The organism is Streptomyces sp. NPDC048392, assembly GCF_043200575.1.
Lineage (GTDB): Bacteria > Actinomycetota > Actinomycetes > Streptomycetales > Streptomycetaceae > Streptomyces.
The window spans coordinates 336520-362932 of the sequence record NZ_JBICYB010000003.1 but is presented as its reverse complement, the minus strand read 5'-3'; the positions used below and the strand labels follow the sequence as shown (position 1 = coordinate 362932).

General features: G+C 73.9%; 26 protein-coding genes and 1 pseudogene. 16 read left to right on the top strand and 11 right to left on the bottom strand.

Annotation, left to right across the window (positions count from 1 at the left end; translation table 11 throughout):
* Positions 1 to 57: 57 nt before the first annotated feature.
* Positions 58 to 258 carry a hypothetical protein gene (locus tag ACGFYH_RS07925; protein ID WP_393802246.1) on the top strand — a complete coding sequence of 67 codons (201 nt, stop codon included), beginning with the start codon at positions 58 to 60 and terminating at the stop codon, positions 256 to 258.
* Here the strand turns inward: ACGFYH_RS07925 and ACGFYH_RS07920 are convergent.
* From ACGFYH_RS07920 to ACGFYH_RS07910, 3 genes are read right to left on the bottom strand one after another with little or no spacing between them, the layout of a single operon-like run.
* Complete coding sequence (locus tag ACGFYH_RS07920) at positions 230 to 1720, bottom strand: nickel transporter (RefSeq protein WP_393802245.1); 1491 nt, start codon at positions 1718 to 1720, stop codon at positions 230 to 232. The genes ACGFYH_RS07925 and ACGFYH_RS07920 overlap by 29 nt on opposite strands.
* A complete protein-coding gene (locus ACGFYH_RS07915) occupies positions 1717 to 3240 on the bottom strand; it encodes a tetratricopeptide repeat protein (protein WP_393802315.1) in 1524 nt (507 codons plus the stop codon). Before ACGFYH_RS07915 ends, ACGFYH_RS07920 begins: the two co-directional genes overlap by 4 nt.
* A 13-nt stretch (positions 3241 to 3253) precedes the next feature.
* Positions 3254 to 4783, bottom strand: a complete 1530-nt coding sequence (locus ACGFYH_RS07910; RefSeq protein WP_393802244.1) for a DUF4331 domain-containing protein — start codon at positions 4781 to 4783, stop codon at positions 3254 to 3256.
* A 169-nt stretch (positions 4784 to 4952) separates the two neighbouring features.
* Here ACGFYH_RS07910 and ACGFYH_RS07905 point away from each other — a divergent pair, with 169 nt between their 5' ends.
* From ACGFYH_RS07905 to ACGFYH_RS07895, 3 genes are all read left to right on the top strand, one after another.
* Positions 4953 to 5540 (top strand): sigma-70 family RNA polymerase sigma factor, encoded by a 588-nt coding sequence (locus tag ACGFYH_RS07905; RefSeq protein WP_393802243.1) that lies wholly within the window; start codon positions 4953 to 4955, stop codon positions 5538 to 5540.
* Entirely contained in the window at positions 5537 to 6349 is an 813-nt protein-coding gene (locus ACGFYH_RS07900) for an anti-sigma factor domain-containing protein (RefSeq protein ID WP_393802242.1), read from the top strand. The genes ACGFYH_RS07905 and ACGFYH_RS07900 overlap by 4 nt, the downstream gene beginning before the upstream one ends.
* 115 nt (positions 6350 to 6464) lie before the next feature.
* Positions 6465 to 6734: a hypothetical protein gene (locus ACGFYH_RS07895; RefSeq protein WP_055416136.1), complete on the top strand. Its 270-nt coding sequence runs from the start codon at positions 6465 to 6467 to the stop codon at positions 6732 to 6734.
* A gap of 356 nt (positions 6735 to 7090) precedes the next feature.
* Here the strand turns inward: ACGFYH_RS07895 and ACGFYH_RS07890 are convergent, their stop codons facing one another.
* The 3 genes from ACGFYH_RS07890 to hmgA are packed head-to-tail and all read right to left on the bottom strand — an operon-like array spanning position 7091 to position 10375.
* A complete protein-coding gene (locus ACGFYH_RS07890) occupies positions 7091 to 8251 on the bottom strand; it encodes a type ISP restriction/modification enzyme (RefSeq protein WP_393802241.1) in 1161 nt (386 codons plus the stop codon).
* Positions 8252 to 8273: 22 nt separating this feature from the next.
* A complete protein-coding gene (locus tag ACGFYH_RS07885) occupies positions 8274 to 9023 on the bottom strand; it encodes a GntR family transcriptional regulator (RefSeq protein ID WP_393802240.1) in 750 nt (249 codons plus the stop codon).
* A 26-nt stretch (positions 9024 to 9049) separates the two neighbouring features.
* The gene (gene hmgA / locus ACGFYH_RS07880; RefSeq protein WP_393802239.1) at positions 9050 to 10375 is read right to left on the bottom strand and encodes a homogentisate 1,2-dioxygenase; all 1326 of its coding nucleotides are present in this window, start codon (positions 10373 to 10375) and stop codon (positions 9050 to 9052) included.
* A 213-nt stretch (positions 10376 to 10588) separates the two neighbouring features.
* Between hmgA and ACGFYH_RS07875 the strand changes: the two genes are divergently transcribed.
* The 8 genes and pseudogenes from ACGFYH_RS07875 (at position 10589) to ACGFYH_RS07840 (ending at position 19092) form a co-directional block, all read left to right on the top strand.
* Positions 10589 to 11158, top strand: a complete 570-nt coding sequence (locus tag ACGFYH_RS07875; protein ID WP_393802238.1) for a hypothetical protein — start codon at positions 10589 to 10591, stop codon at positions 11156 to 11158.
* Positions 11159 to 11255: 97 nt separating this feature from the next.
* Entirely contained in the window at positions 11256 to 11873 is a 618-nt protein-coding gene (locus ACGFYH_RS07870; RefSeq protein WP_393802237.1) for a TetR family transcriptional regulator, read from the top strand.
* A gap of 154 nt (positions 11874 to 12027) precedes the next feature.
* On the top strand, positions 12028 to 14295 hold the full coding sequence (locus ACGFYH_RS07865) for a molybdopterin oxidoreductase family protein (RefSeq protein ID WP_393802236.1): 2268 nt from the start codon (positions 12028 to 12030) through the stop codon (positions 14293 to 14295).
* Positions 14265 to 14531: pseudogene (locus ACGFYH_RS07860) on the top strand (MFS transporter); the annotation flags it as partial. The gene ACGFYH_RS07865 and the pseudogene ACGFYH_RS07860, both read left to right, overlap by 31 nt.
* Positions 14528 to 14719: a hypothetical protein gene (locus tag ACGFYH_RS07855; RefSeq protein ID WP_393802235.1), complete on the top strand. Its 192-nt coding sequence runs from the start codon at positions 14528 to 14530 to the stop codon at positions 14717 to 14719. The pseudogene ACGFYH_RS07860 and the gene ACGFYH_RS07855, both read left to right, overlap by 4 nt.
* 178 nt (positions 14720 to 14897) lie before the next feature.
* Entirely contained in the window at positions 14898 to 16235 is a 1338-nt protein-coding gene (locus tag ACGFYH_RS07850; protein WP_393802234.1) for an ABC transporter ATP-binding protein, read from the top strand.
* 350 nt (positions 16236 to 16585) lie between these two features.
* Complete coding sequence (locus ACGFYH_RS07845) at positions 16586 to 17974, top strand: aldehyde dehydrogenase family protein (protein ID WP_393802233.1); 1389 nt, start codon at positions 16586 to 16588, stop codon at positions 17972 to 17974.
* A gap of 20 nt (positions 17975 to 17994) precedes the next feature.
* Positions 17995 to 19092: a Zn-dependent alcohol dehydrogenase gene (locus ACGFYH_RS07840; RefSeq protein ID WP_393802232.1), complete on the top strand. Its 1098-nt coding sequence runs from the start codon at positions 17995 to 17997 to the stop codon at positions 19090 to 19092.
* Between the two features lie 520 nt (positions 19093 to 19612).
* Here ACGFYH_RS07840 and ACGFYH_RS07835 read toward each other — a convergent pair.
* Both ACGFYH_RS07835 and ACGFYH_RS07830 read right to left on the bottom strand, forming a co-directional pair.
* Entirely contained in the window at positions 19613 to 20326 is a 714-nt protein-coding gene (locus tag ACGFYH_RS07835) for an ArsR/SmtB family transcription factor (protein ID WP_393802231.1), read from the bottom strand.
* 72 nt (positions 20327 to 20398) lie between these two features.
* Positions 20399 to 21040 carry a TetR/AcrR family transcriptional regulator gene (locus ACGFYH_RS07830; protein ID WP_393802230.1) on the bottom strand — a complete coding sequence of 214 codons (642 nt, stop codon included), beginning with the start codon at positions 21038 to 21040 and terminating at the stop codon, positions 20399 to 20401.
* Positions 21041 to 21200: 160 nt separating this feature from the next.
* Here ACGFYH_RS07830 and ACGFYH_RS07825 point away from each other — a divergent pair, with 160 nt between their 5' ends.
* From ACGFYH_RS07825 to ACGFYH_RS07815, 3 genes are all read left to right on the top strand, one after another.
* Positions 21201 to 22352 carry an acyl-CoA dehydrogenase family protein gene (locus ACGFYH_RS07825; protein WP_393802229.1) on the top strand — a complete coding sequence of 384 codons (1152 nt, stop codon included), beginning with the start codon at positions 21201 to 21203 and terminating at the stop codon, positions 22350 to 22352.
* A 74-nt stretch (positions 22353 to 22426) separates the two neighbouring features.
* Positions 22427 to 22741, top strand: a complete 315-nt coding sequence (locus ACGFYH_RS07820) for a YiaA/YiaB family inner membrane protein (RefSeq protein ID WP_393802228.1) — start codon at positions 22427 to 22429, stop codon at positions 22739 to 22741.
* A gap of 61 nt (positions 22742 to 22802) precedes the next feature.
* Positions 22803 to 23444, top strand: a complete 642-nt coding sequence (locus tag ACGFYH_RS07815) for a TetR/AcrR family transcriptional regulator (RefSeq protein ID WP_393802227.1) — start codon at positions 22803 to 22805, stop codon at positions 23442 to 23444.
* Here the strand turns inward: ACGFYH_RS07815 and ACGFYH_RS07810 are convergent.
* A complete protein-coding gene (locus ACGFYH_RS07810) occupies positions 23441 to 23902 on the bottom strand; it encodes a MaoC family dehydratase (protein ID WP_393802226.1) in 462 nt (153 codons plus the stop codon). The two genes, ACGFYH_RS07815 and ACGFYH_RS07810, sit on opposite strands and share 4 nt — an antisense overlap.
* 135 nt (positions 23903 to 24037) lie before the next feature.
* Between ACGFYH_RS07810 and soxR the strand changes: the two genes are divergently transcribed.
* A complete protein-coding gene (gene soxR / locus ACGFYH_RS07805) occupies positions 24038 to 24559 on the top strand; it encodes a redox-sensitive transcriptional activator SoxR (protein WP_393802225.1) in 522 nt (173 codons plus the stop codon).
* Between the two features lie 253 nt (positions 24560 to 24812).
* Here soxR and ACGFYH_RS07800 read toward each other — a convergent pair whose 3' ends face one another.
* Together ACGFYH_RS07800 and ACGFYH_RS07795 are read right to left on the bottom strand one after the other, a co-directional pair.
* Positions 24813 to 25550 (bottom strand): 3-keto-5-aminohexanoate cleavage protein, encoded by a 738-nt coding sequence (locus ACGFYH_RS07800; protein ID WP_393802224.1) that lies wholly within the window; start codon positions 25548 to 25550, stop codon positions 24813 to 24815.
* A 97-nt stretch (positions 25551 to 25647) separates the two neighbouring features.
* Complete coding sequence (locus ACGFYH_RS07795) at positions 25648 to 26250, bottom strand: hypothetical protein (RefSeq protein WP_393802223.1); 603 nt, start codon at positions 26248 to 26250, stop codon at positions 25648 to 25650.
* Positions 26251 to 26413: the final 163 nt, after the last annotated feature.

Here is a 26413-nt window from a genome sequence, read left to right as displayed (position 1 = left end):
CCTGACCCGAAGCGGAAAGGAGAAGTAGCAGAAGCGGCAGAAGCAGAAGGAGAGGAGGTGGAGGCCCCGTCCGTCGGGGTCTCCGCCTCCGTCCCGGTCCCGCGGGCCGCCGAGAACGTCACCGCGTCCGACGTGGCCCGCACCGGAGTCCGCACCTCCACGCGGACGGCGCTCTCGAACGCGCCGCGGTCGTCGTGGGCCGTCACCACCACGGTGTCCCCGAAGCGGCTCAGCCGAGTACGGACGCGGCCCCCCTGAACACCAACCCGGCCCCGACGAGCACGACCACGAACGCCGACCCGAGCGGAGTGGTCCGGCGCACCAGACCGGCCAGCCGGCCGGAGGTCCACCGCGGGCGCCGTCGCAGCAGACGGTTCACACCGCGGCCGAGCCGGACGACGGCGACACCGGCGGCGGTGAGGGTGAGGGCGAGCCCGACGCCGTAGGCGACCACGAGGAGCAGTCCGAACCAGGCCTGGCCGAGGGCCGCGGCACCGACGAGCACCACCACGGCGGACGGGCTGGGCACGAGCCCGCCGGCGAAGCCGAGGAGGATCGTGCCGCGGAGGGTGGGGGCGGTGGGGTGGACGTGGGTGTGCGGGCCGTGGTCATGAGGGCGGTTGTGGTCATGATCGTGGCCGTGGCCGTGGTGGCGACCGTGGGCATGGCCTGGCGCAAGGGCCTGGCCCCGGCCGCGGAGCGCGCGGCGTACGAGGCTCGCGCCCGCCAGCGTCACGAGGACACCGCCGGCGACGCCGAGCCAGGCCACGACCGAGGGCGCGGCCGCCGAACCCGCGGTGACCAGGAGACCGAGGGCGACCACGCCCAGGGTGTGCGTGACCGTCACCGAGGCCGCCATCGGCAGGACGTCCTTCAGTCCCGCCCCGCCGCCCCGGGCGGCCGCCGTCGCCGCCATCAGCGTCTTGCCGTGGCCCGGTGCGAGCGCGTGCGCCGCACCGAGGGCGACCGCGACGAGGAGGGCCAGACCGGCGAAGCCGAGGGTGAGATCGTGCCGGGCGACCAGGGAGTCCAGGGCACGGGTCCACCGGTCCGCGCCGCGGGGCAGCACCGAGGCGGCGGGTGCGTCCTGCCGCTCCCGGTCCAGCGCGGGGCCGCCGGGCCGCAACCGCAGCGACGCGCCGGACGTGTCGGCCGGGGAGGAAAGCAACTCCTCGGGATACCGCGTCAGTTCGCGCGAGGCCGAGTCCGTCGGGACGTCCGACGCGGTGAGCGTCGTACGGTCGCCGCGCGCCGTGATCTCCCGCCAGCCGGGCCCCGACGAGGCACCGGCGGCCCGGAAACCGACCTCCGCGGGGCCCGGCTCGGGCAGCGGAGCGGTGAGCCGGCACTCCAGGCGCACGGTGTCGAGCCCGGCCTGCCCGGGCCGCACGCGTGCGCCACTGCGCCGGGCGGTGAGGGTGACCCTACGGCCGTCCACGGTGAGCCGGCTGCCCCGGGCCGCACCCTCGCAGCGCCGCCGGGCCCACTCGGCCGGCCCGAGCCGGTCGAGGTCCGGGCCCGCCTGGGTCGCCGGGATCTCGGCGAGGTCCTCGACGTGGACGACGCGCAGTTCGCCGGGGGCGACGACCAGACCGTCGTAGCGGTTGACGGTGAAGTTGCCGAGCGGATGCGCGTCCGCGCCGGCCGAGGCGAGCAGGACCAGGGCGCAGGCGCCGGTGAAGAGGGCGGCGCCCCGCGCGAGGAGACGGCGCGGGTTCAACGGGCCGCCCCCATGTCCCCGAGTGCCGTACGGGCCTCGCGGGCGCCGAGGGGGGAGAAGCCGGGGTTGAGGTCCAGGGCCGCCGCGAGGTGGCGGCGTGCGTCCGGCTCCCGCCCCACGGCCCGCTCGATCATGCCCAGGTGGTGGAGGAACGAGGCGTCGCGGTAGCCCGTGGCGGTGGCCCGGCGGGCGTACGGCAGCGCCTCCTCGTCGCGGCCGTTCACGTGCAGCGCCCAGGCCAGGGCGGCCGCGGTGTGCACGGTGCGGCGGCGGTCCCACTCGGCGCGGGCCGCACGCAGCGCCGCCTCCCGGTCACCGTGGTCGGCGGCGGCCAGGGCGGTGTCCAGGTCTACCTCGACGCCGCCGGACCGGGCGAGCGCCGTCCACGCGTCGACGAGGGCGTACTGCTCCCGGGCCTTCGCTTCCTCGCCCCCCGCCTCGTACAGCTCGCCGAGCGCGACGAGCGGACCGGGCAGCGGGGCACGGGCGACGACCTCCTCGAGGTCCCCGACCGCGCCGTCCCGGTCACCGCTGGCGGCCCTGGCCCGGCCACGGCCCTCCAGCGCGGGCAGATACGCGTCGTCGGCGGCCAGGGCCCGGCCGAAGTGGCGCAGGGCCGCCGGGTAGTCCCCCTGGTTCCAGGAGAGCCGGCCCAACTGGGTGGCGACGTACGCCACGTCACCCGGCGTGGAGGCGGCGGCGAGCGCGTGCTGGAGCACCCGGCGTGCGCTGTCCACCTCGCCGCGCAGCTCCCGGACGTACGCGTACCGCGTGAAGACCGGGACGCCCGGACGCTTGGTGTCCGCGGTGTCGGCGGCCCGTGCCGCCTCGTCGTAACGGCCGAGTTCGACCAGGGCATCGACGCGGGAGCACAGGGCGCGCTCGTTGTACGGATTCGCCTCCAGGGCCCGGTCCGCGTACGTCAGGGCGTCCGCGAAGCCGTGGCGGGCGGCGGCGAGCGCGGCCCGGCCGGCGAGTGCCTGGTCGTTGCCGGGCTTCAGGCCGAGGGAGCGTTGCAGGGCCCGCTCGGCCCCGGGATAACGCGAGGGGTCGCCGCCGGTACGGGCCTGCTCGACCAGGGCCAGCCCCAGGGCCGCCCAGCCGCCGAAGTCCCGCGGCTGCGCCCGGAGCCTGGCCTGCAACGCCGGTACCCCCAGGTCAGGGACGGCGCCGTTCGCCCTTCCCGGCCCGCCCCGCGGCACACCGGCCGTCGGGACACCCCCGCCCGCCCGCGACCCGTCGACCGCGACGGCCCCCGCGCCGACGGCGACGGCCAGCAGCACGGCGCATCCGACCACCCGGGGCCACGGGCGACGCCGCGCCGGCGTCGGGGACCGGCGCTCGGCGGGCGGTGGAGTGCCGGCCGGGCCGGGCGGTTCGAGCTGTGGCCTGGTGTCGTCGCTGCGCGCGGACATGCCTCTCCTCAACGGGTGTCGAGCGGTGTACGGGTGGTGGAAGCGAAGACGGGCGCGGACGGCGCGGTCCGCCGCGGGGGAGGGACAGGGAGCGGGCCGCGCCAGTCGGTGCGGGCCGTCAGTAGGCGCGGCCCCGCATGCGCCGCCACCAGGCGACGGCCCCGCCGATCAGCAGGATGCCGACGGCCCCGGCGCCCACGGAGGCGGCGATGAGGGTCGTGTCGTCCGAGCCGGCCGGGCGCAGCGCGTCGCCCAGTTGGTTGCGTACGTCGTTGCCCTCGCCCGTGCCGTCGGCGAGCGGGCCCCGCGAGCCCTCCGTGGGGTTCGCCACGTACGGGAAGGCGTGCCCGAACTCCTTGTCGTTGGCGTCGACCGCGTCGCCCAGGTCGTTCGCGGCACCGACCAGCTCACCGTCGACGACCTGGAGGGCGGCGTCGACCACGTCGTCGGTCAGCCGGCGCCCGTTGGGGAAGCCCGCGTTGTCGCCGTCGAGGACGCCGAGGCGCTTCGGCTCGGCCGCCGGTTCGACCGACGTGTTCAGGCGCAGCTGCTCCGAGGGGGTCACGTGGGGCGGCTGGTTGAGGTCCTCGACGCCCTTGAGGAACACGTCGACGAGGTCGTCGCGCGGCTCGGCGGGCGCCTTGATGTCGTAGATCGCCTCAATGAGCCTCGGCAGCTCCGGGTTGGTGACGTTCGCCAGGAACTGCGCGTCGTCCGCCGGCACGGAGGCGTTGAACGTGTCCTTGGCCGCGATCGGGTTGACGACCTCGTTCACCAGCGGGTTGCCGAGCCGCGACACCTGAGCGAACTCCCCCTGCGCGTTCTCGCGCCGCGTCGTCGACCAGATGCCCACCACCGGCTGTTCGGCCGATTCCACGATCATGTCGGTCGGGACCTGGAGGGCGATCGAGTTGACGTTGTAGCCCTTGAGGGTGTCGTTGCCGACCTCGGACAGGTTCCCGCCGTACAGCAGGTCGAAGACGCGCAGGTCGAGGAAGAACGGGTCGTCGGCCTGCCCGGCGAACGTCTGTGCCCCGCCCGCGATGCGGTGGACCGCCTGGTCGCGCAGCGCCCCGTAGTCCGGCATCGACGCCCTGCCCACGTTCGACGGCGCCACCGGCACGTCGTGGGCGATCGTCTTCCGGGACGCCTCCTCGCCGCCGTGCAGCTTGATCAGCTCCACGTCGTAGGTCTGCGTGATGTTGAGGTCCGGGTCGTCGAGGCTGGTGACGGGGCCGGTGTTGTACAGGAACGTCCTGTCGTTCTTCGTGTGCGTGGTGAACGTGTACCGGAACAGCAGGTCGCCCTGCGCGTCGCCGTCGTTGTCGATGTTCAGGTCGTACTGGGCGTCCTCGGCGAACGTGAAGAAGTTCGGCCCGCCGGCCGGTTCCTCGAACGGGATCCAGTTGGCGACGAGTGTCGTGGTGTCCGGCCGGTCCGGGCTCACGAAGGCGTACAGATCCGTGTTGTCGTACTGCGGGGTACCCGATATCAGAGGTGCTTCCCGGTGGCTGGAGGCGGACGCCGCCCCCGGTTCCAGCGCGAGCCCGCCGACGGCCGCGAGCCCGCCGGCGGCCAGCGCGCCGCAGATCAGTGTGGCGACGCGCCGGCGCCCCGCGCCCCCGCTTTTGGAGATGGGTGGTGTCATGCCGTCCGTCCTCTGTGCCGATGTGCCGACTTTCCTGACGCACCGGTGTTCGGAGCGCCCCCACGACCGGATTGGTCGGACCCGGTAATCCGATTCGGTGCCCGGCCGACTGGCGTTTTCGGCCCGCCCGTCCGTACCCCCTGCGGAGGGTGCCGTCGCGCGCCCGGGGGTGACGTCGACGGGCCGGGCACGGTCCGCGGGAGAGGGGGACCGGGTGGAGGCGGACAAGTTGCTGATGCTCGTGGCGGACGGCGACCAGAGGGCCTTCGAGGAGCTGTACGGGCTGGTGTCGGGCCCGGTGTTCGGGCTCGTGCGGCGTGTGTTGCGCGACCCGGCCCAGTCGGAGGAGGTGGCGCAGGAGGTGCTCCTCGAACTCTGGCGCTCCGCGGCGCGGTTCGACCCGCGGCGGGGAACCGCGCTGTCGTGGATCCTCACCGTCGCCCACCGCCGCGCCGTCGACCGGGTGCGCAGCGCCCGCGCGGCCGGCGAACGCGAACGGCGCGAGGCCCGCCGCGCCCACCACCCCGCCTTCGACCAGGTCGCCGAGGAGGTCGAGGCGGGACTCGAACGCGAGTGGGTGCGGCGCTGTCTGGACCGTCTGACCGCGCTGCAGCGCCAGTCGGTCACCCTCGCCTACTACGACGGCTACACCTACCGGGAGGTGGCCGAGCGCCTCTCCCTCCCGCTGGGCACGGTGAAGACCAGGATGAGAGACGGCCTCAACCGCCTGCGCGACTGCCTGGGCGGTGTCGCGTGAGCCTCCTCGGCCGGCTGCCGCGCCGCGGCGCGCTCCACTCCCTCGCCGCCCCCTACGCCCTGGACGCCCTCGACGGCGCCGAACGGGTCCGCTTCGAGCGGCACCTGAAGGGGTGCGCCCGCTGTGCCGCCGAGGTGCGGGCGCTGTCCGAGGACGCCGTCCGGCTGGCCTGGTCCACGGCCGCCCCGGCCCCGCCCGCCCTGCGCGACCGGGTCCTGGCCGCCGTGCGGACCACCGCGCAGGAGCCCGGACCCGGAAGCGGACCCGCCCTTCGGCTGCCCGCCCACGTGTGGGGCGGCCGGCCACCGGCCGAGCGCTCCCGCGCCTCCCGGCCGCGCCCCCTGCTGGTGCCGTTCGCCACGGTGACGGCCGCCGCGGCGCTCGTGGTCGCCTCGCTCTTCGCCGTGCAGGCGAACCGCACCCAGGCGGAACTGGACACCGCACGGGACCGGGCACGTGAGATCGCCCACGTTCTCGCGGCTCCGGACGCCCGTGCGACCAGTGGTGCGGACGACCGGGGCCGCGGTATCGGCGTGGTCGCGTCCGCGTCCGAGGGCCGGGCGGTGGTCACCCTGAGCGGGTACGGCGAACCGTCGGGCGGCCGCGTGCGCCAGCTGTGGTCGATGCGCCCCGGCGCCGGACCGCGCTCCCTGGGGCTCTTCGACGGCGACACTCCCCTGATCGTGTCCGGCCTGGGCCGCTCCGTCACGTCACTGGCGGTGACGGTCGAACCCGACGGCGGGTCGCCTCGCCCGACGAGCAGGCCGGTTGTCCAACTCACCCTGGAATCTGTCGGATTCGGAGAGTAATCGTCAACCCCCTTACGGGGAAGGTGAATCCTGTGACCGCGATACACGCATGCCGTACCGGGGCGATAGGGTTACCCTGCCCGGGCCGGGTGGACTCGTACGGGTGGGGAGTGACATGGAACAGATAACGGTGCGCAGCAGGGCAAGGGTCCCTGCGATCACGTGCGGTAGCAGCGCGACCAGCTCGCGCCTCGACCGTCATCTCGCGGTGCTCGGAGGGCCCGCCCTCCCGCAGCGGGAGACCGTGGAGGCGACGTCGCTGATGCGTGAGCTGACCGCGCGTGAGCCCGCGCACAAGCGCAGCAGCAGGGGCGCCAGGGTGCGCCGGGTCTCGCTGTTCGCGCCACTGCGTCGACTGCGCCGCTCACTGTTCGGCGGCAACTGAGGCCCCCACCCCGGCGGTCACACCTCCCGGCGCGGCGCCGCGGCACTCGTCCGTCATCCCCACGGCACGCAGCGGCGCCCTGGTGTGCTCCCGGGCGCGGGCGGTTTGCCGGTACGACAACCGACCCGGTCCCCGGTACGACCGACTCCGTACACCCGTCCCGTACGCGTTTCCCGCGTTCCCGTCCCGCCGTCTCCCCACCGGTGATGACGTCCTCCGGCTCGTTCAGCGATCGCCGTGCGCGCACCGGCGCACGGCTGAGCGGGACGAACGCCGCCGGCAGCACCGGGCACCGGGTCGGCGACCGGGTGGCCGTACGCGGGGGGGGCCGGGCCCGCGGCCGGTGGGCCTACGGGTCACAGCAGCGCCAGCTGACCCTCCGGCCCCTCCTCCCGGCCGTCCAGGACGGAGGCCGGCCGGCGGGCCGAAGCCGGCACCGGCAGGACCCCCGCCTCGCGCAGCTCGCCCGCGGTGATCTCGTTCCCCACCGTCAAATCCCGACACAGGTCCCGCACTTCGGCGAGCAGCGCGAGGACCGTGATCAGCTCCAGCAGTTCGGACGTCCAGGCCTGCGGCCAGCCGGCCGGCCGGATCGCCGTCAGCGTGCCCGGCTCGCCCTCGGCCGTGCGGGCCGCGAACCACTGCTCGAGCACCCGGACCCCGCCCGTCTCGAAGTCCCAGGCCCCGGGCGGCACCGGGGAGACGCGCCCCTCGTCCAGGAACAGGGCCTCCTCGTCCCGGTCGTAGCGCAGGGTCAGCGGACGCGGGGGCAGCGGGGCGCGGACGTACGGGCGGCGGCCGCCGGGCAGCCTGGGGCGCTCACCGTCGCGGCGCATCAGCCACAGGGCGCGCCGGCCCCACTCGACCCCGCGCTCCCACAGCGCCGGGTCGGCGGTGAGCGGTACCAGCGAGCCGGGCCGCACCGCCGCCACCGACCAGGCGAGGACGTCCACCGGTTCGGGGCGCCTGCCGAGGCGGACGGCCAGATGGTCCAGGAGGCCCGGAGCGAGGTTGGGCTCCGTGCCGCCGGGGCGGCGGTACAGGGGACGGACCCGGGCGGGGCCGAACAGCGGCAGCAGCGCGGTCGCGATCAGCAGCGGCGGGCCGGCGGCGCCGGCCGCCTCCACGACGAACACCTGCCGCTCGTCCGCCACCCGCCACAGCTCCGGACGGGCCGCGTCGATCAGCCGGTGGTCGGGAATCAGCCACTGCTCGTCGAACGGCGCCCGCAGCACGCGGACCGGCTCGGGACAGGGCCCCGAGGCGCGCGCCAGCCGCCCGGTGCCCCCGGCACCGCCCGGCAGCCGCCCGACCGCCGAATAAGGCGTGCGCGAGCGGGTCGGCCCGAACAGCGCCGCGCGGTCGGGTCCCTCGGCCTTCACCAGGGCGTCCCAGCGGGCCTTCAGGGATGCCGCGTCGGGGGCCGCCGGCCACCCCCGGCCGAGCCGCGGCGGTGCGACGGACCACGGCATGAGGTCCGCCAGCGGCGGAGCGTCGTCGTGCGTCACGCCGGGCATCGTACGACGGGGCGCCGCGGCCTCACGTGGCATCCAGGGTGACCGTGAAGGAGAAGCGGTCGCCGCGGTAGTGGATGACGGCCACGTCCAGCACCCGGCCGGCGGTGTCGTAGGTGACGCCCGTGTAGTGGAGGATCGGGCTGAGCAGCGGGACTCGGAGCAGCCGAGCCGTCTCCGGGTCCGCGAGCCGGGCCTCGACGGTGTCCGTGATCCGGCTGATGGCCATGCCCACCACGTCCCGCAGCACCTTCGTCATGGGCCACCGGGCGAGGTCGTCCACGTCGATGCGCTCGGCCAGCTCGGGACGGACGTAGTTGCGGGCGTGGTTGGTCGGCTCGCCCGTCTTCTCGTCGCAGCGCAGCCGGTGGTACGTGCCGACCTCCGTCAGGTGCGGGAAGCAGTCGGCGAGTTCGGACGGCACGGGACCGGGGCCGTGGCCCAGCAGCTCCGCCTTCATGCCGGACTGCTGTGCCACGATCGCGTCCACCGAGCCGAGCAGCCGCACCGGGGACCCCCGTCGCGCGTGCGGCTCGATGAACGTGCCCCGCCGGCGGTGACGGGTGATCAGCCCTTCGTCCTCCAGCTCCTTCAGCGCCTGCCGCATGGTCAGCACACTCACCCCGTAGTGACCGGCCAACTGCTCCTCGGTGGGCAGGCGCAGCGGATCCCGGGGCGAGCGGCCGAGTATCGAGGCGCGCAGCGACTGCGACACCTGGTACCAGAGCGGCAGCTTGCGGTTCAGGACGATGGAGTCCGGGGCGAAGGAGGTCACGGGCCATCCGTACCGGTAGGAAATCCTCAGTGCAAGGGGCGGAAGTGACGCTCCAGGCCCCGCCAGACGTCGTCGTACCGCGCCTGCAGGTGTTCGGCGCGGGCCGCCTGGGGGGTGAGGGTCACCGGCCACCGCGTCTCGAACATGAACGCCAGTCCGTCGTCGACCCGCTGCGGCTTCAGCTCGGCGGCGCTCGCCCGGTCGAAGGTCTCCCGGTCCGGGCCGTGCGCCGACATCATGTTGTGCAGGGAGCCGCCGCCCGGCACGAAGCCGTCCGCCTTCGCGTCGTAGGCGCCCTCGATCAGGCCCATGTACTCGCTCATGACGTTCCGGTGGAAGTACGGGGGGCGGAAGGTGTCCTCGCCCACCAGCCAGCGCGGCGCGAAGACCACGAAGTCGACGCCCGCGAGGCCGGGGGTGTCCGACGGGGAGGTGAGCACGGTGAAGATCGACGGGTCCGGGTGGTCGTACGAGATGGTGCCGATGACGTTGAAACGGCGCAGGTCGTAGACGTACGGCACATGGTTGCCGTGCCAGGCGACGACGTCGAGCGGAGAGTGGCCGTACTCGGCGGTCCAGAGGTTGCCGCAGAACTTGTTGACCACCTCGACCGGGCCCGTCGTGGCCTCGTCGTCCTCGTAGGCGGCGACCGGCGCGCGGAAGTCCCGTGCGTTGGCCAGGCCGTTGGCACCGATCGGGCCGAGGTCGGGAAGCTGGAAGGGGGCGCCGTAGTTCTCGCAGACGTAACCGCGGGCGTCCTCGCCCAGCAGCTCCACGCGGAAGCGGACCCCGCGCGGGATCAACGCCACATGACCCGGCTTGGCGTGCAACAGCCCGAACTCGGTGCGCAGCAGCAGGCCGCCGCGCTCCGGGACGATCAGCAGCTCGCCGTCGGCGTCGCTGAAGACGCGCTCCATGGAGGCCGTCGCGTGGTAAAGGTGCACGGCCATGCCGGTGCGCTGGGCCGCGTCGCCGTTGCCGCCGAGTGTCCACAGCCCCGCGACGAAGTCCGTGCCGGCCCCGGGCTCGGGCAGCGGGTCCCACCGCAGCCGGTTCGGGTCCGGCACGGCCTGGTTGAAGGGCGCCGTGCGGATCGCGCCGTTGCCCGCGCGGGTGAACGCCGGGTGGGCGGCCGAGGGGCGGATCCGGTACAGCCACGAGCGGCGGTTGCGCGCCCGCGGTTCCGTGAACGCCGTGCCGCTCAGCTGCTCCGCGTACAGGCCCAGGGGTGCCCGCTGCGGCGAGTTCCGGCCCTCGGGCAGGGCGCCCGCGACGGCCTCCGAGCTGTGCTCGTTGCCGAAACCGGACAGATAGGCCAGCCCCTCCGCGGTCTTCCGCGCGTCCCCGCTCATTGATCGCTCCCTCACAGCACGATTCCCACCCGATTCCTATGGGACACCGTAGGATTGCGGTTTCCCGGGCGCAAGAGGCCGTAAGAGGACTTCCCCGCTCCGCACGGCTTCGCCCCGCTCGTTCCGCTTCGTCCCGGCCGTCCGCCGCGAGGATGACCTGAACCGGACCCCCGGGGGATCCGGACCGTCGGACCGGTGTTCTAGTCTCACGTCATGTCGTGGACGCGGGGAGTGCTCGCCGTGCTCGCGGTCTGTGTCCTGCTGCTGACGGGATCCGCGGGCTGCGGCTCCGGTGACGGGAGGGAACCGGAGGCCGGTGGTTCGGCCACTCCGGTGGGCGAGCTGCTCGACGCCACCGACGAGGAGGGCCGGCGCTATCGCGAGGTGGACGCCGAGCAGGCGCCCGAGGCCGGGATCGAGGTGCAGCCCGAGGCCGACGACAGCTGGGACGTGCGCCTGACCGTCCGCGGCTTCAGGTTCTCGCCGGCCGGTACGGAGGCGAAGGCGGTGGCCGGTCGCGGCGTCGCACGCCTCTTCCTCGACGGCGACCTCCTCACCCCCCTGCGCGGTCCGCGATACCGCCTCGCCGCCGGCCTGGTCCCGCGCGGCACGCACCAGCTCACGGTCCGCCTGTACGCCGACGACGACACCGTCTGGGCCGTCGACGGCAAGCCCGTCGAGTCCACGGCGGACATCACGGCATCGGACGCGGAGCCGACCGGGTCGACGCGGCCCGAGGAGACCGGGGGCCGGACGGTCACCGAACCGGCGGCGGACCGGTGAGCACGGCCGCCTTCCTCCCGCGCCGCCCCGGGGGCCCGGGAGGCGCCCTGCGCCGTACCGGAGGTCGCGGTTCACCCGGCCGGGCCGGGAGGGCATCATGAGGACCGTGTCCCACGCGACCCCGCTCCGCCGCGCCCCCGTGCAGCGGCGCAGCGCCGAACGGCTGACCCGGATCCTCGACGCCTGCGCCGACCTGCTCGACGAGGTCGGCTACGACGCCCTGAGCACCCGGGCCGTGGCGCTGCGCGCGGACGTCCCCATCGGATCGGTGTACCGCTTCTTCGGCAACAAGCGGCAGATGGCCGACGCCCTGGCCCAGCGCAACCTGGAGCGCTACGCGGAGCGCGTGACCGAACGGCTGACGGCGGCGGGCGACGGCGGCTGGCGCGGTGCGCTGGACGCCGTGCTCGACGAGTACCTGGCGATGAAGCGGACCGCGCCGGGCTTCTCCCTGATCGACTTCGGCAACCAGATCCCGGTGGGCGACCGGCACGCCGTTCCCAACCACCGCGTCGCCGAGCGGCTCACCGAGCTGCTCTCCGGATACCTGGGCCGTCGTCCCGACGACGATCTGCGCCGCACCTTCCTCGTCGCCGTGGAGACCGCCGACACCCTCGTGCAGCTCGCCTTCCGGGTCGCGCCGAACGGGGACGAGAAGATCATCGAGGAGGCCCGGGAGCTGCTGCGGGCCTATCTGGGGCGCGTGCTGGACTGACCGTCCGGTGCCGTCCGGTGCCGTACGGCCGTCGGCGCGGAGCGACGGCCGTACCGGCGAATCAGGCGCCCGTTCCCGCGAACCCTCCCCAACATGCCTACCGGTCGGTATGCTCCCGGGCAGAGAGCGCCACCGCCGCCTTCCGGGAGGACCCGTGTCCCGCACCGCCCTGCGTATCTGCCCCCTGTGCGAGGCCACCTGCGGCCTGGCGCTCACCGTCGACGGCACCACGGTCACCGCCGCGCGCGGCGACCGCGACGACGTCTTCAGCCGCGGCTTCATCTGCCCCAAGGGTGCCTCCTTCGGAGCCGTCGACTCCGACCCCGACCGGCTGCGCACCCCCCTGGTGCGCAGGGACGGCGTACTGCGCGAGGCCACCTGGGAGGAGGCGTTCGACGCGGTCGCCGCCGGCGTCCGGCCCCTCGTCGAGCGGTACGGGCCGCACTCCGTCGGCGTCGTCCTCGGCAACCCGAACGTCCACACCGTGGCCGGCGCCCTCTACCCCAACGTCCTGCTCGGCGCCCTGGGTACCCGCAGCCTCTTCACCGCCTCCACACTCGACCAGATGCCCAAACACGTCTCCAGCGGACTGCTCTTCGGTGACGCCAACGCCATCCCGGTGCCCGACCTCGACCGCACCGATCACCTCCTGCTCATCGGCGCCAACCCGCTGGAGTCCAACGGCAGTCTGTGCACCGCCCCCGACTTCCCCGGCCGGCTCAAGGCGCTCAGGGCCCGCGGCGGCACCCTCACCGTCATCGACCCGCGCCGCACCCGCACCGCCAAGCTCGCCGACCGGCACGTGGCGATCCGCCCCGGCACCGACGCGCTGCTGCTGGCCGCGATCGCCCACGTGCTCTACGAAGAGGACCTGGCCGACCTCGGCGCCCTCGCCCCGCACGTCGAGGGGGCCGGTGAAGTCAGGGACGCCGTACGCGACTTCACCCCCGAGTCCGTCGCCGACGCCTGCGACGTGGACGCCGACGTCACACGCGCCCTCGCCCGCGAACTCGCCGCCGCCCCCACCGCCGCCGTCTACGGCCGCATCGGCAGCTGCACCGTCCCGCACGGCACCCTCGCCAGCTGGCTCGTGGACGTCCTCAACATCCTCACCGGCAACCTCGACCGGCCAGGCGGCGCGCTCTTCCCGCAGGCCGCCACCGACCGGACCCCGCGCCCCGCCGGACCCGGCCGCGGGTTCGCACTCGGCCGCTGGCACTCGCGGGTGAGCGGACACCCCGAGGCGAAGGGCGAACTGCCCCTTGCCGCCCTCGCCGAGGAGATCGACACCGCCACCGGCGAGGGCCAGCCCGTCCGCGCGCTGCTCACGGTCGCCGCCAACCCCGTGCTGTCCGCACCCGACGGCGACCGGCTCGACAAGGCGCTGGACTCCCTCGACTTCATGGTGAGCGTCGACCCCTACCTCAACGAGACCTCGCGCCACGCCCACGTCGTCCTGCCGCCGCCCCCGCCCGCGCAGAGCCCGCACCACGACTTCGCCTTCAACACGCTCGCCGTGCGCAACCAGGTCCGCTACACCCGCCCCGCCGTCCCGCTGGAGCCCGGCCGGATGGCCGAGACGGAGATCCTCGCCCGGCTGACCCTGGCCGTCACCGGCACCCACGGCGCCGACCCGGCCGCCGTCGACGCCATGGTGATCGAGCAGACGCTCGCCAAGGCCGTGAGGGAACCGCACTCACCCGTGCACGGCCGCGACCCCGGCGAACTGACCGCGCGGCTCACCGGCGAGGACGGCCCCGAGCGGCGGCTCGACCTGATGCTGCGCCTCGGCCCCTACGGCGACGGCTTCGGGGCCCGACCGGACGGGCTGACCCTGGAGCGTCTCCTCGCCCACCCGCACGGCATCGACCTCGGCCCGCTGGGCCCACGCCTGCCCCAGCCGCTGAAGACCCGCAGCGGCAAGGTGGAACTGCTGCCGGGGCCGATCGCCGGCGACCTGCCGCGCCTGAGGCAGGTCCTGGCCGGACGCCCGGCCGGACTCGTCCTCGTCGGCCGCCGCCACCTGCGGTCCAACAACAGCTGGATGCACAACGTCCCGGCCCTCACCGGCGGCTCCAACCGCTGCACCCTGCACCTGCATCCCGAGGATGCCGAACGGCTGGGCGTGCGCAGCGGAGCGGCCGTGCGGGTGAAGGGCGCCGGGGGAGAGGTGACCGCGCCCGCCGAGGTCACCGACACCGTCCGGCCCGGGGTGGTCAGCCTCCCGCACGGCTGGGGCCACGACCGGCCCGGCACCCGCATGAGCCACGCCGCCACCGAGCCCGGCGTCAACGTCAACCAGCTCCTCGACGGCAGCATGCTCGACCCGCTGTCGGGCAACGCCGTCCTCAACGGCGTACCCGTCGAACTGACCCCACTGACCGGCGCAAAGCGCGCTCCACGGCCCTCGCCCTGCGCCTGACCGGCAACCGCCTCGGCCAGGTCGCCGCACCCGCCGCCGCAGGCCTGATCGCGGGCGTCGCGGGCGTGGCCGCGCCCTTCGTGACGCTCGGGGTGCTGCTCCTGCTCTCCTCGGGCGTCGCCCTGCGCTCCCCGTCGGCCGGTGCGGCCGACGGGCGGCGTGCGTCGGCCGGGCAGGATGGCACGGACCGGGCCGGGGAGAGCCGGCCGTGCTTGAAAGAGAGGGGACGAGCATGATCCTGGTCCTTCCGTCCGCGGTCCTGCTCCTCGTGGTCGGCGGCTGTGCCTGCGTCGTGTGGGCGGCCCGCGGCGGCCCGCGCTGGGTGCGGGGGGTGTCACGGGCGACGCTCCTGGCGAGTGAACTGGTGCGCGCGTCCGGCCGTTCCGGCGGGAGCCGCAACGGGAGCGGTGCCGGGGACGACTGAGGGAATCCCGCCGTCCGCTGTCTCACCAGTCGGACGGTCGGAGGGCGATCCGGTCCGGCGTCTTCCCCCGGCCGGGCACTGTCCGTTAACTTCCGTGACTCACACGCCCCGTACGACCCGTACGAGGGCGTCCGACCGCGGAACAGCAGCGCTTCAGTGAGCCCCCGGGGGCACCTCCATGACACGCGCCATCTCCCTGCACGACGTGAGCAAGACCTACGCGCGAGGCGTCCGCGTGGTGGACCGGCTGTCGCTGGACGTCACGCCCGGCGAGTTCCTGGTCCTGCTCGGGCCCTCCGGCTGCGGCAAGTCGACCGTACTGCGCATGATCGCCGGGCTGGAGGAGATCACCGAGGGCGCGCTGATGCTGGACGGCGCGTACGCCAACGACCTGCTCCCCGCCGAGCGGCGCATGGCGATGGTCTTCCAGAACTTCGCCCTGTACCCCAACATGACGACCCGTGGGAACATCGGCTTCCCGCTGCGCGTCGAGGACCCGCAGACCGACCCCGCCCCCCGCGTGGACGCCACCGCGCGGATGCTGGGCATCGCGGACCTCCTGGACCGCTTCCCCGCCCAGCTCTCCGGCGGCGAACGCCAGCGTGTCGCCATGGGGCGGGCCATTTCCCGCCGCCCCACCGCCTTCCTCATGGACGAGCCGCTGTCCAACCTCGACGCCAAGCTCCGCAACCACCTGCGCGCCGAGATCACCAGGCTGACCCGGGAGCTGGGCGTCACCACGATCTACGTCACCCACGACCAGTCGGAGGCCATGTCCCTGGGCGACCGGGTCGCCGTCCTGCGCGGCGGGGTCCTCCAGCAGGTGGACACCCCGCGCGCCGTGTACGCGCTGCCGCGCAACGTCTTCGTCGCTGCCTTCATCGGCACCCCGCGCATCAACCTGCTGCGCGGCCTCGTGCGCGCCCCGCTCGACGGGGCGATGACCATCAGCCTGGGCAAGCAGTTCCTGCGCCTGCCCGAACCGCTCTCCCTGGACCACCAGTTGCTCCGCGTCCAGCAGGGCCGCGAGGTGATCGTGGGCCTGCGTTCGGAGGCCGTCCGGATCGCGAAACCCTCGTCCGCCCGCCCCGGCGAGGTGCTGCTCACCGGGCTCGTGGAGCACGTCGAGTTCCAGGGCCACGAGGTCCTCGTGCACTTCAACACCGGTTCGCGGCCGGCCGTCGTAACCGACCTGGAGGCGCCGCGCGCCACCACCCGCCCGGAACGGCGGCGCCGCCGCGACGGCACGGTCCTGGACCGGCTGAAGGAGCGGGCCGGTGCCCTGCGTGCCGGACCGGTGGTCGTCATGGACGAACCGGAGGAGCCCCGCCCCGCGGTCGCCGCCCCCGACGGCCGCCTCCCCGGTGACCTGATCGTCCGGACCACCCCCGACATCGACCTCCGGCACGGCATGCAGGTGCCCCTTCTCGTCGACCTCGCCCACCTGTTCGTCTTCGACCAGCACGGCGACCGCATCTGCCCCGCCCCGGCGCGGCTGCCCGACCTGGAGGAGTGACCCCGCTCGCAGGCAGTCCGGTCTCGGCGGGCCGCGGGACCGGCACACACTCCCCCCACTGCCTGAAGAGCGTGGCAGGGGCGTCGGCTGCCAGGGCTCCGCACGGGCGCCCTTCCCCCGCCTGCGGCCGCGCGGTCCCCGCGCTCGGCCCCGCTCGCCCCGGAGGGGGGCCCGTCGCCTCCGCTCGAGCGGGCCGGGAGACACCGTCGCCCGCAGCCGGCCCGACTCGAACGGCACCGCCCGGCGCTCCGGGAGGGTGAGCCGCGCCACCATCGGGGGAGCCCCTGGTGCCGTAAAACTATCGGCGCTAGTTTGGAGTCGGACGACGAGGCCCGCCCGGAAGGAACGCGATGAAGGCACACGACGGCATGTACATCGACGGAGCCTGGCGCCCCGCCGACGGCCGGGACACGATCGACGTCGTGAACCCGGCCGACGAGCAGGTGATCGGCCACGTCCCCGCCGGCACCGCCCTGGACGTCGACACCGCCGTACGGGCCGCCCGCGCCGCCCTGCCGGGCTGGGCCGCCACGCCGCCCGCCGAGCGGGCCGCGCGCCTGGCCGCCCTGCGGGACGTGCTGGTGGCCCGCAAGGACGAGATCGCCGAGACGGTCACCGCCGAGCTGGGCTCCCCGCTGAAGTTCTCGCAGGCGGTGCACGCCGGCGCCCCCATCGCGGTCGCCGGATCCTACGCCGAGCTGACGGCGACGTACGCCTTCGAGGAAAAGGTCGGCAACTCCGTCGTCCACCACGAGCCGGTCGGCGTGGTCGGCGCCATCACCCCCTGGAACTACCCCCTCCACCAGATCGTCGCCAAGGTCGCCCCGGCGCTCGCGGCAGGCTGCACGATCGTGCTCAAGCCCGCAGAGGACACTCCGCTCACCGCGCAGCTCTTCGCCGAGGCGGTGCACGAGGCCGGCATCCCGGCGGGCGTCTTCAACCTGGTCACCGGCCTCGGCCCGGTCGCCGGCCAGGCCCTCGCCGAACACCCCGGCGTCGACCTGGTCTCCTTCACGGGCTCCACCGCCGTGGGCCGCCGCATCGGCGCCACCGCGGGCGCCGCCGTCAAGAAAGCCGCCCTCGAACTCGGCGGCAAGTCCGCCAACGTCATCCTCCCGAGCGCCGACCTCGCCAAGGCCGTGAACGTCGGCGTCGCCAACGTCATGTCCAACTCCGGCCAGACCTGCAGCGCCTGGACCCGCATGCTGGTCCACCGCGACCAGTACGACGAGGCGGTGCAGCTGGCCGCGGAGGCCGCCGCGAAGTACGGCGAGCGGATCGGCCCGGTCGTCAGCGCCAAGCAGCAGGAACGGGTGCGCGGTTACATCGAGAAGGGCGTCGCCGAGGGCGCGCGCCTGGTCGCGGGCGGCCCCGAAGCGCCGCGCGAGCAGGGCTACTTCGTCAGCCCGACGGTCTTCGCCGAGGTGACGGAGGAGATGACCGTCGCCCAGGAGGAGATCTTCGGGCCGGTCCTGTCCATCCTCCGCTACGAGGACGAGGCGGACGCCCTGCGGATCGCCAACGGCACCGTCTACGGCCTCGCCGGCGCCGTCTGGGCCGGCGACGAGGCCGAGGCCGTCGCCTTCGCCCGCCGGATGGACACCGGGCAGGTCGACATCAACGGCGGCCGGTTCAACCCACTGGCGCCCTTCGGCGGCTACAAGCAGTCGGGCGTGGGCCGCGAACTGGGCGCGCACGGCCTCTCCGAGTACCTCCAGACCAAGTCCCTCCAGTTCTGACCAGGGGAGCTGCCCACGCCATGGCCGTCCGTACCGCTGTCCGTGCCGCCCTCGTACCCGCCGTCGGTGCCCCGCTGGAGGTCACCGGGATCGAGCTGCCCGAACCCGGCCCCGGCCGGGTCCGGGTGCGGCTCGCCGCCGCCGGGGTCTGCCACTCCGACCTGTCCCTGTCCAACGGCACCATGCGCGTGCCGCTCCCCGCCGTCCTCGGCCACGAGGGCGCCGGCACCGTCCTCGCCGTCGGCGAGGACGTCACGCACGTCGCGCCCGGCGACGCGGTCGTCCTCAACTGGGCCCCGTCCTGCGGCACCTGCCACGCCTGCTCGCTCGGCGAGGTCTGGCTGTGCGCCAACGCCCTGGCCGGCGCCGCCAACGTGCACGCCCGCCGCGCCGACGACGGTACCGACCTGCACCCCGGCCTGAACGTCGCCGCGTTCGCCGAGGAGACGGTGGTGGACGCAGGGTGCGTGCTGCCCTGCCCCGACGGCATCCCGCTCACCGACGCCGCCCTGCTCGGCTGCGCCGTCCTCACCGGCTACGGCGCCGTCCACCACTCGGCGAAGGTGCGCGAGGGCGAGACGGTCGCGGTCTTCGGCGTCGGCGGAGTGGGCCTCGCCACCCTCCAGGCGGCCCGGATCGCCGGGGCCTCGAAGATCGTCGCCATCGACGTGTCCCCCGAGAAGGAGGAACTGGCCCGCGCGGCGGGCGCCACCGACTACCTCGTCGCCTCCGACACCACCGCCAGGGAGATCCGCGCCCTCACCGGCAAGCAGGGCGTCGACGTCGCCGTGGAGTGCGTCGGCCGCGCGGTCACCATCCGCACCGCCTGGGAGTCCACCCGGCGCGGCGGCCGCACCACGGTCGTCGGCATCGGCGGCAAGGACCAGCAGATCACCTTCAACGCCCTGGAGATCTTCCACTGGGGCCGCACCCTGTCCGGCTGCGTCTACGGCAACGCCGACCCGGCCCGGGACCTCCCGGTGCTCGCCGGACACGTGCGCGCCGGCCGCCTGGACCTCGGCGCCCTGGTGACCGGGCGCATCGCCCTGGACGACATCCCCGCGGCCTTCGAGAACATGCTGGCGGGCAAGGGCGGGCGGGCGCTGGTCGTGTTCTAGACCAGTTCTTGACCGGCCTTCACGTCCGCGAGGCGTTTCCCGGCGCGGTTGCGGTGCGGGCCCCACCGGAACCACGCCGGCCGCCGCGCGCCTTCGCGACTCCGACACCGCCACGGCCGCCGGGGTGAGCAGCCCCGGCACCTCAAGGCCGTGGGGCGGATCGAAACGAAGACGGAGGCCCACAGGACGACGGTGACCGTTGCCGCGCCGGCCGCCCGCGGTCCGGTACGACGGCGCGAGGGGGCGGGAGAGGACGTGCGGGCGGTGCTCACCATGCTCCGGATGCCGGATGCCGGATGCCGGATGCCGGATGCCGGATGCCGGATGCCGGATGCCGGAGGACAGAGGCCTGGGGCCAGAGGGTGGAGGCCAGAGGCAGAGGCCAGGGGCCTGGGGCCAGAGGGCGGAGGGCAGGCAGAAGGCGGAGGTCGGGTCAGAGGGGGGAGGGCAGGCAGAGGCCAGAGGGCGTAAGGACACCCCCGTCAGCGGATTCCGGACCGGGCCGTGGTGGAGCCGCTGCTCAGCGCAGCGCCGCCGAGTCGATGCCCAGCAGCTCGGACAACGCCCGTTCGCCCGCCGGTGTCACCTTCACCGCCCGCTCCGAGCCGATGCGCGCGCACCAGCCGGTGTCCAGGGCGTGCCGGCACAGGGCCGCGCCCGCGACGCCCGCGAGGTGGGGGCGGCGTTCGGTCCAGTCGAGGCAGGATCGGGCCAGCGGCCGGCGACCGGTCGGCCGCAGCGGGATTCCGGCGGCGTCGAACCAGCCGAGCCCCGCGTCCGTGAGCGCGAAGCCGGTGTCCTGGCGCAGCAGCCCGCGCCCGGTCAGGGCGTCGGTGACCGCGATGCCGAGCCGTCCGGCGAGATGGTCGTAGCAGGTGCGCCCCCGGGCCATCGCCGACCCGGCACTCGACGCCCGCAGGGTGCGCGGACGTCGTGCCGCCGCCTCGGGCGCGACCCGTGCGGCCAGGTCCTCCAGCAGCTGTGCGACCCGGTCGTCGGCCAGCCGCACGTACCGGTGCCGTCCCTGCCGCTCCTCGGCCAGCAGCCCGCCGGCGACCAGCTTGCCCAGGTGCTCGCTCAGCGTCGACGCGGCGACCCCGGCGTGCCGGGCCAGTTCACCGGCGGTCCAGGCCCGCCCGTCCAGCAGAGCCAGCAGGCAGGCGGCGCGCGTCTCGTCGGCGATCAGCCCGGCCAGCCGTGCGAGTCCCGGCGCTTCGGCGTCCCTTTCGGTCATGCGTCCCAGGATGCGCCCCACATCGTTCGGCGCGTGCCGAAGTGTCCTCGGGGCTCGGGGCCTCTTCGGTCCTCACGCTCCCTGTGCCGCCTGCGCGTACTGCTGTGCCAGCCCGTCAAGCAGTGCCGTGAGACCGGTCTCGAAGGCGCGCTCGTCGATCTTCTCCTGCTGCTCGGCCAGGAGGTGGGCCTGCTGGAGGTGCGGGTAGTCGGCGGGGTCGTAGGCACCGGCGTCGTCCACGAAGCCCCCGGCGAAGGAACCGAGCGCCGAGCCCATGATGAAGTACCGCATCAGCGCGCCGATGGACGTGGCCTGGGCCGGGGGCCAGCCCGCCGCGACCATCGCGCCGTAGACGGCGTCCGCGAGGTGCAGGGCGGCCGGGCGGCGGCCGGGGCCGTGAGCCAGCACCGGGACGATGTTGGGATGGTCGCGCAGGGCGGCCCGATAGGAGACGGCCCAGTCGTGCAGCGCGGTCCGCCACTCCCGGCCGTCCTCGAACATCGACAGGTCGACCTGCGCGCTGACCGAGTCGGCGACCGCCTCCAGGATCTCGTCCTTGGTGCGGAAGTGGTTGTAGAGCGAGGGCCCGCTGACCCCCAGCTCCGCGGCGAGCCGGCGCGTGGAGACGGCGGCGAGGCCCTCCGCGTCCACCAGCGCGCGGGCCGTCTCGACGATCCGGTCGGTGCTGAGCAGGGGCTTGCGCGGTCGGGCCATGGCGCACATAGTAGGGCTGCGGCTTTAAACTAGCAGTGCTAATTTAAAGGTCCGGCTTTCAAGGTCCGACTTGCGAGGCCCTGATTTCCGGGTTCCGGATATCAGGTTCCGGACCTCAAGGTCCATCGGTCAAGGTCCGTCTTCTGTGGGGTGACTCGGCATGAATCTGGAGCTCAGCGAGGAGCAGGGCGCCGTACGGCAGCTCGCGCGGGACTTCGTGGCGCGCGAGATCGCCCCCCACGCGGTCGCCTGGGACCGCGCCGAGGAGGTGGACCGGTCCCTCGTGAAGAAGCTCGGCGAGGTGGGCTTCCTCGGGCTCACGATCGACGAGGAGTACGGCGGCTCCGGCGGCGACCACCTCGCGTACTGCCTGGTCACCGAGGAACTGGGGCGCGGCGACAGCTCCGTGCGCGGGATCGTGTCCGTCTCCCTCGGCCTGGTCGCCAAGACCGTCGCCGCCTGGGGGAGCGAGGAGCAGAAGCGGCGCTGGCTGCCCGGACTCGCCTCCGGCGAGTACGTCGGCTGCTTCGGCCTCACCGAGCCCGGCACGGGATCGGACGCCGGGAACCTCACCACCCGCGCGGTCCGCGACGGCGACGACTACGTCGTCAACGGCACCAAGATGTTCATCACCAACGGCACCTGGGCCGACGTCGTCCTGCTCTTCGCCCGCTCCACGGACGCCCCCGGCCACAAGGGCGTCTCCGCCTTCCTGGTGCCCACCGACACACCCGGCCTGACCCGCCGCACCATCCACGGCAAGCTCGGACTGCGCGGCCAGGCCACCGCCGAACTGGTCCTGGAGGACGTCCGCGTCCCCGCCTCCGCGATGCTGGCCCCCGAGGGCAAGGGCTTCTCGGTCGCCATGTCGGCCCTCGCCAAGGGGCGGATGTCGGTCGCGGCCGGCTGCGTCGGGATAGCCCAGGCCGCGCTGGACGCGGCCCTGAAGTACGCGGGCGAGCGCGAGCAGTTCGGGAAGACCATCGCCCACCACCAGCTGGTGCAGGAGCTGATCAGCGACATCGCCCTCGACGTCGACGCGGCCCGGCTGCTGACCTGGCGGGTCGCCGACCTGATCGACCGCGGGCAGCCCTTCACCGTCGAGTCGTCCAAGGCCAAGCTCTTCGCCTCCGAGGCGGCCGTCCGCGCCGCCAACAACGCGCTGCAGGTCTTCGGCGGCTACGGCTACATAGACGAGTACCCGGCCGGCAAGCTGCTGCGCGACGCCCGCGTGATGACCCTCTACGAGGGCACCAGCCAGATCCAGAAGCTGCTCATCGGGCGGGAGCTGACCGGGGTCTCGGCCTTCTGAACGCCGGGCTCTGAGTACCCGCACTGAGTACGACGGCGGATGTGGCCCGCGCCGCGTCCGCCGATCCTGTTCCCATGAGTGACACACCGGTCAAGCAGCAGACCACGGCGGCCTTCTACGGGCAGGCCGTGGCGTCCTTCGCGGTGGCCATGGCCGCCACCGCCATCGGGATCTACCAGCTCCATGCCGACGCCTGGGTGCGCGCCTTCCTCGCCATCGCCGTGCTGTACCTCGTCACCTCGGCCTTCACGCTGGCGAAGATCGTCCGTGACCGCCAGGAGGTGGTGCAGATCGTGAGCCGGGTGGACCAGGCGCGACTCGACAGGATCCTCGTCGAGCACGACCCGTTCCAGAAGCCGGGCGGTGCTCCCGCGGGGCAGCGCCACTAAGCGCCCGCTCACCTTCGGCGGGTATGGTGGTGCTCCTGTCACCGAGAGGGGCGAACAAGCGATGAGTACGGCGGCCGAGACGACGGGCGGCGACATCGAGCCGTGGGAAGAGGTCACGCCTGACGCGGCCCGGCGGCTCCTGGTCGCCGCCGTGGAGGCGTTCGCCGAGCGCGGGTACCACGCGACCACGACCCGCGACATCGCCGGGCGGGCCGGCATGAGCCCGGCCGCGCTCTACATCCACTACAAGACCAAGGAAGAACTGCTCCACCGCATCAGCCGCATCGGCCACGACCGGGCGCTCGCCATCCTGCGGACGGCGGCCCGGGGCGAGGGCGGCGCCGCGGAGCGGCTCGCCGACGCGGTGGGCTCCTTCGTACGGTGGCACGCCGGGCGGCGTACCACCGCGCGCGTGGTCCAGTACGAACTGGACGCGCTCGGACCGGACGCCCGCGCCGAGATCGTCGCACTGCGCCGGCAGTGCGACGCGGAGGTGCGCGGCATCATCGAGGACGGCGTCGCCGCGGGCGAGTTCGAGGTGTCGGACCTCCAGGGCACCACGCTCGCCGTGCTCTCGCTCTGCATCGACGTGGCCCGCTGGTTCAACGTGAACGGCCCCCGGACGCCCGACGAGGTCGGCGTGCTCTACGCCGACCTCGTGCTGAGGATGGTGGGTGCCCAGGGCCGGTCCGGCACCGCCTAGACGTAGTAGCGCGAGACGGACTCGGCGACGCACACCGGCTTGTCGCCGCCCTCGCGCTCCACGGTGAAGGCGACGCTCACCTGGATCCCTCCCTTGACGTCCTCGACGCCCGTGATCGCCGCCGTGGCGCGCAGCCGTGAGCCGACCGGGACGGGGGAGGGGAAACGGACCTTGTTGGTGCCGTAGTTGACGCCCATCTTCACGCCCTCGACCCGGATCAGCTGCGGTCCGAAGAGCGGGAGCAGCGACAGGGTGAGATAGCCGTGCGCGATCGTGGTGCCGAACGGCCCCGCGGCCGCCTTCTCCGGGTCCACGTGGATCCACTGGTGGTCCCCGGTCGCCTCGGCGAACAGGTCGATCCGCTTCTGGTCGACCTCCAGCCAGTCGGTGTACCCCAGCTGCTCGCCCACCGCCGCCTTCACCTCGTCGGCGGACGCGAAGATCCTCGGCTCTGCCATGTCCCGGCCTCCCAAGTCGAACTAGTCCCAGTGAGTCAACGAATCCGAGCCAGTCTAAGCGACTGCTTAGCATGGTGGCCCGTGAGGCCCATGTCAACGCACCGGGCGACTGACCGGGTCGGTAGGGTTCGAGGGGTGCCCCACCTTCCCGAGACGATTCGAGAGCTCACGGTCGGCCAGCTCGCCGCACGCAGCGGCGCCGCCGTCTCCGCCCTGCACTTCTACGAGTCCAAGGGCCTGATCAGCAGTCGCCGCACCTCGGGCAACCAACGCCGGTTCAGCCGCGACGCGCTGCGCCGGGTCGCCTTCGTGCGCGCGGCGCAGCGGGTCGGCATCCCGCTGGCCACGATCCGCGAGGCGCTCACCGAGCTGCCGGAGGGACGTACACCGACCCGGGACGACTGGGCCCGGCTCTCCGAGTCCTGGCGCTCCGAACTGGACGAGCGCATCACACAGCTCAACCGGCTGCGCGACCACCTCACCGACTGCATCGGCTGCGGCTGCCTGTCCCTGGACACCTGCGTCCTCTCCAACCCCGACGACGCCTTCGGCGAACGCCGCGTCGGCTCGCGGCTGCTCGTGGAGCGCCGCACCCCCGCGACCCGCGGCACACACGCCGACCGTGCCCGTGGCCGGGGAGGGGAGTGCCGCGACTGACGGCGTGTGCTCCGGCCCGGCCGTGTCCGCCGTGCTCCGTAGGGTCAGGGCACGCGCGCCGACCGTGCCCGCGACCGGGGAACGGAGTGCCGCGACTGACGGCGTGTGCTCCGGCCCGGCCGTGTCCGCCGTGCTCCGCAGGGCCGTCCCCGTCCTGCCGCCGCCGGGCCCGTCCCGTCACGCCGAGGCATGCCCTGCTCCCTCGACCGGCGCTGACCCGGCCCCCGGGCAACACCTCTCGCGCCCCGCCGGGTCACGCTCCCTTTCGTCGCGCCGAGGTCCACTCCCTCAGCCCCGCGTCGATCAGTTCGGCGTTGGAGGCGGCCCGGTGGCCGTCCGGCAGGACCAGGGTGTCTTCCAGGCCGATGCGGGTCGCCAGGCCCAGTCGGCCGGCCAGGCGGAGGACCGGCCAGGCGCCGCCGTCCTCGCCGTGGAGCAGGACGGAGCGGCCGTGGGCCCTGCCGAGGGCGGCCAGCAGGGCACGCGCCGAGCCGGGAGCGGTCGCGGGGTCGGTGTCCGTGATCTCGGCCAGAACCCGCAGCACCTGTGGCCCGAGTGGTGAGCGCAGGAACCGGGCCGCCCCGTCCGTGCCGGACCAGATGCCGGCCTCGACCCCCACCCCGCGCTCCATCAGCGCGGCGGCGGTCTCCTCGGCGCCGGGCTCGTGCCAGTTGACCGACGCGTGGTCGGGCAGCACCGTCCAGCTCCGTATCCGCGCCACCCGGGCCGCCGGATCGGGTTCGGCCCACGCGCCCGTCGTGACACCGACCGGCACCGACGCCGGGACGTGCCCCCCGATCGCCTCCAGCGTCGCCGCCAGTACGCGCGGGGACAACGTGTCCCGTCCGCACGGTGTCTTCGGGTGGACGTGGACGTCCGTGGCCCCGGCGGCGACCGCTTCGGCCACCGAGTCGGCGACGGCCCCCGGCGACAGCGGCACGACCGCGCCGTCGGCGCTCCCCCGCGCCCCGTTCACACACAGCCGCACCATTCCCCCATGGTGCCGGGCGGCACTGACAACGCCCGCCGGCACTCGGCACCGTACCGGCCACCGGGGTGCGGCATCCCCAGCGCACCCCCGCGGCCGGCTACGCCGACATCAGCAGCCGGCCCCGCCAGGCGTCCGCCCGCGCGCCGGGAGTCAGGACGGGCCGCGGCACGAGGATTCCGCAGTCCGCGCAGACGGGGCCCGTCGAGGGTTCGTGGTCCAGGCCGTACCTCCACACGAGGCGCTCCCCGTCGCAGACCGGGCACACGGACCCCGGTTCACGCTCCAGCGCCGAGATCAGCCGGCGCAGCACCTCCGCCAGCGGCCCGTCGGGATGGACCCGGGGATCGTCGCACCAGGCGACCCCGAAACCGCCCCAGGTCAGCCGGTGCCAGTCGTCCACGCTGCCCGGCCGGCGCAGCCCGTCGTGCTTCTCCTTCCTGCGTCGCTCGGCGAACTCGACCTCGTAGGCCAGCCACACCGAACGCGCCTCCTCCAGCTCCTCCAGTGCGGCCACGAGCCGCGCCGGGTCGGGGGAGCGGTCCTCGGGACCGAACCCGGCCCGGGAGCAGAGATGGTCCCAGGTCGCCCTGTGCCCATAAGGGGCAAAACGCTCAAGGCACTTGCGCAGTGAATAGCGCCGCAGCGCCAGGTCGCACCGTGGATCGCGGACCTGTCTCGCCAGACTTCGGAAACCGGCCATCGCCCTGCACCTCCGTCACACCTGCACCTGTACTTCGGTCACTTCGGCGTCGTCGAACGGACGTCGCCGAATAGACGTATCGACAACCGATTCGGCTCCATCCGATCTCCGATGCCCCCCGTAAGCCGATCCACCCGCTCCAAAAAGTGACGCACGTTCATCT

Bases quoted from the DNA above. Each gene is read 5' to 3' on its own strand.
- ACGFYH_RS07795 (WP_393802223.1), bottom strand. From the start codon at position 26,250: ATGGCCGGTTTCCGAAGTCTGGCGAGACAGGTCCGCGATCCACGGTGC.
- ACGFYH_RS07855 (WP_393802235.1), top strand. From the start codon at position 14,528: ATGATCCTGGTCCTTCCGTCCGCGGTCCTGCTCCTCGTGGTCGGCGGC.
- ACGFYH_RS07890 (WP_393802241.1), bottom strand. From the start codon at position 8,251: ATGCCCGGCGTGACGCACGACGACGCTCCGCCGCTGGCGGACCTCATG.
- ACGFYH_RS07830 (WP_393802230.1), bottom strand. From the start codon at position 21,040: ATGGCCCGACCGCGCAAGCCCCTGCTCAGCACCGACCGGATCGTCGAG.
- ACGFYH_RS07910 (WP_393802244.1), bottom strand. From the start codon at position 4,783: ATGACACCACCCATCTCCAAAAGCGGGGGCGCGGGGCGCCGGCGCGTC.
- ACGFYH_RS07825 (WP_393802229.1), top strand. From the start codon at position 21,201: ATGAATCTGGAGCTCAGCGAGGAGCAGGGCGCCGTACGGCAGCTCGCG.
- ACGFYH_RS07815 (WP_393802227.1), top strand. From the start codon at position 22,803: ATGAGTACGGCGGCCGAGACGACGGGCGGCGACATCGAGCCGTGGGAA.
- ACGFYH_RS07810 (WP_393802226.1), bottom strand. From the start codon at position 23,902: ATGGCAGAGCCGAGGATCTTCGCGTCCGCCGACGAGGTGAAGGCGGCG.
- ACGFYH_RS07870 (WP_393802237.1), top strand. From the start codon at position 11,256: ATGAGGACCGTGTCCCACGCGACCCCGCTCCGCCGCGCCCCCGTGCAG.
- ACGFYH_RS07835 (WP_393802231.1), bottom strand. From the start codon at position 20,326: ATGACCGAAAGGGACGCCGAAGCGCCGGGACTCGCACGGCTGGCCGGG.
- ACGFYH_RS07820 (WP_393802228.1), top strand. From the start codon at position 22,427: ATGAGTGACACACCGGTCAAGCAGCAGACCACGGCGGCCTTCTACGGG.
- ACGFYH_RS07850 (WP_393802234.1), top strand. From the start codon at position 14,898: ATGACACGCGCCATCTCCCTGCACGACGTGAGCAAGACCTACGCGCGA.
- hmgA (WP_393802239.1), bottom strand. From the start codon at position 10,375: ATGAGCGGGGACGCGCGGAAGACCGCGGAGGGGCTGGCCTATCTGTCC.
- ACGFYH_RS07800 (WP_393802224.1), bottom strand. From the start codon at position 25,550: ATGGTGCGGCTGTGTGTGAACGGGGCGCGGGGGAGCGCCGACGGCGCG.
- ACGFYH_RS07875 (WP_393802238.1), top strand. From the start codon at position 10,589: ATGTCGTGGACGCGGGGAGTGCTCGCCGTGCTCGCGGTCTGTGTCCTG.
- ACGFYH_RS07895 (WP_055416136.1), top strand. From the start codon at position 6,465: ATGGAACAGATAACGGTGCGCAGCAGGGCAAGGGTCCCTGCGATCACG.
- ACGFYH_RS07845 (WP_393802233.1), top strand. From the start codon at position 16,586: ATGAAGGCACACGACGGCATGTACATCGACGGAGCCTGGCGCCCCGCC.
- ACGFYH_RS07840 (WP_393802232.1), top strand. From the start codon at position 17,995: ATGGCCGTCCGTACCGCTGTCCGTGCCGCCCTCGTACCCGCCGTCGGT.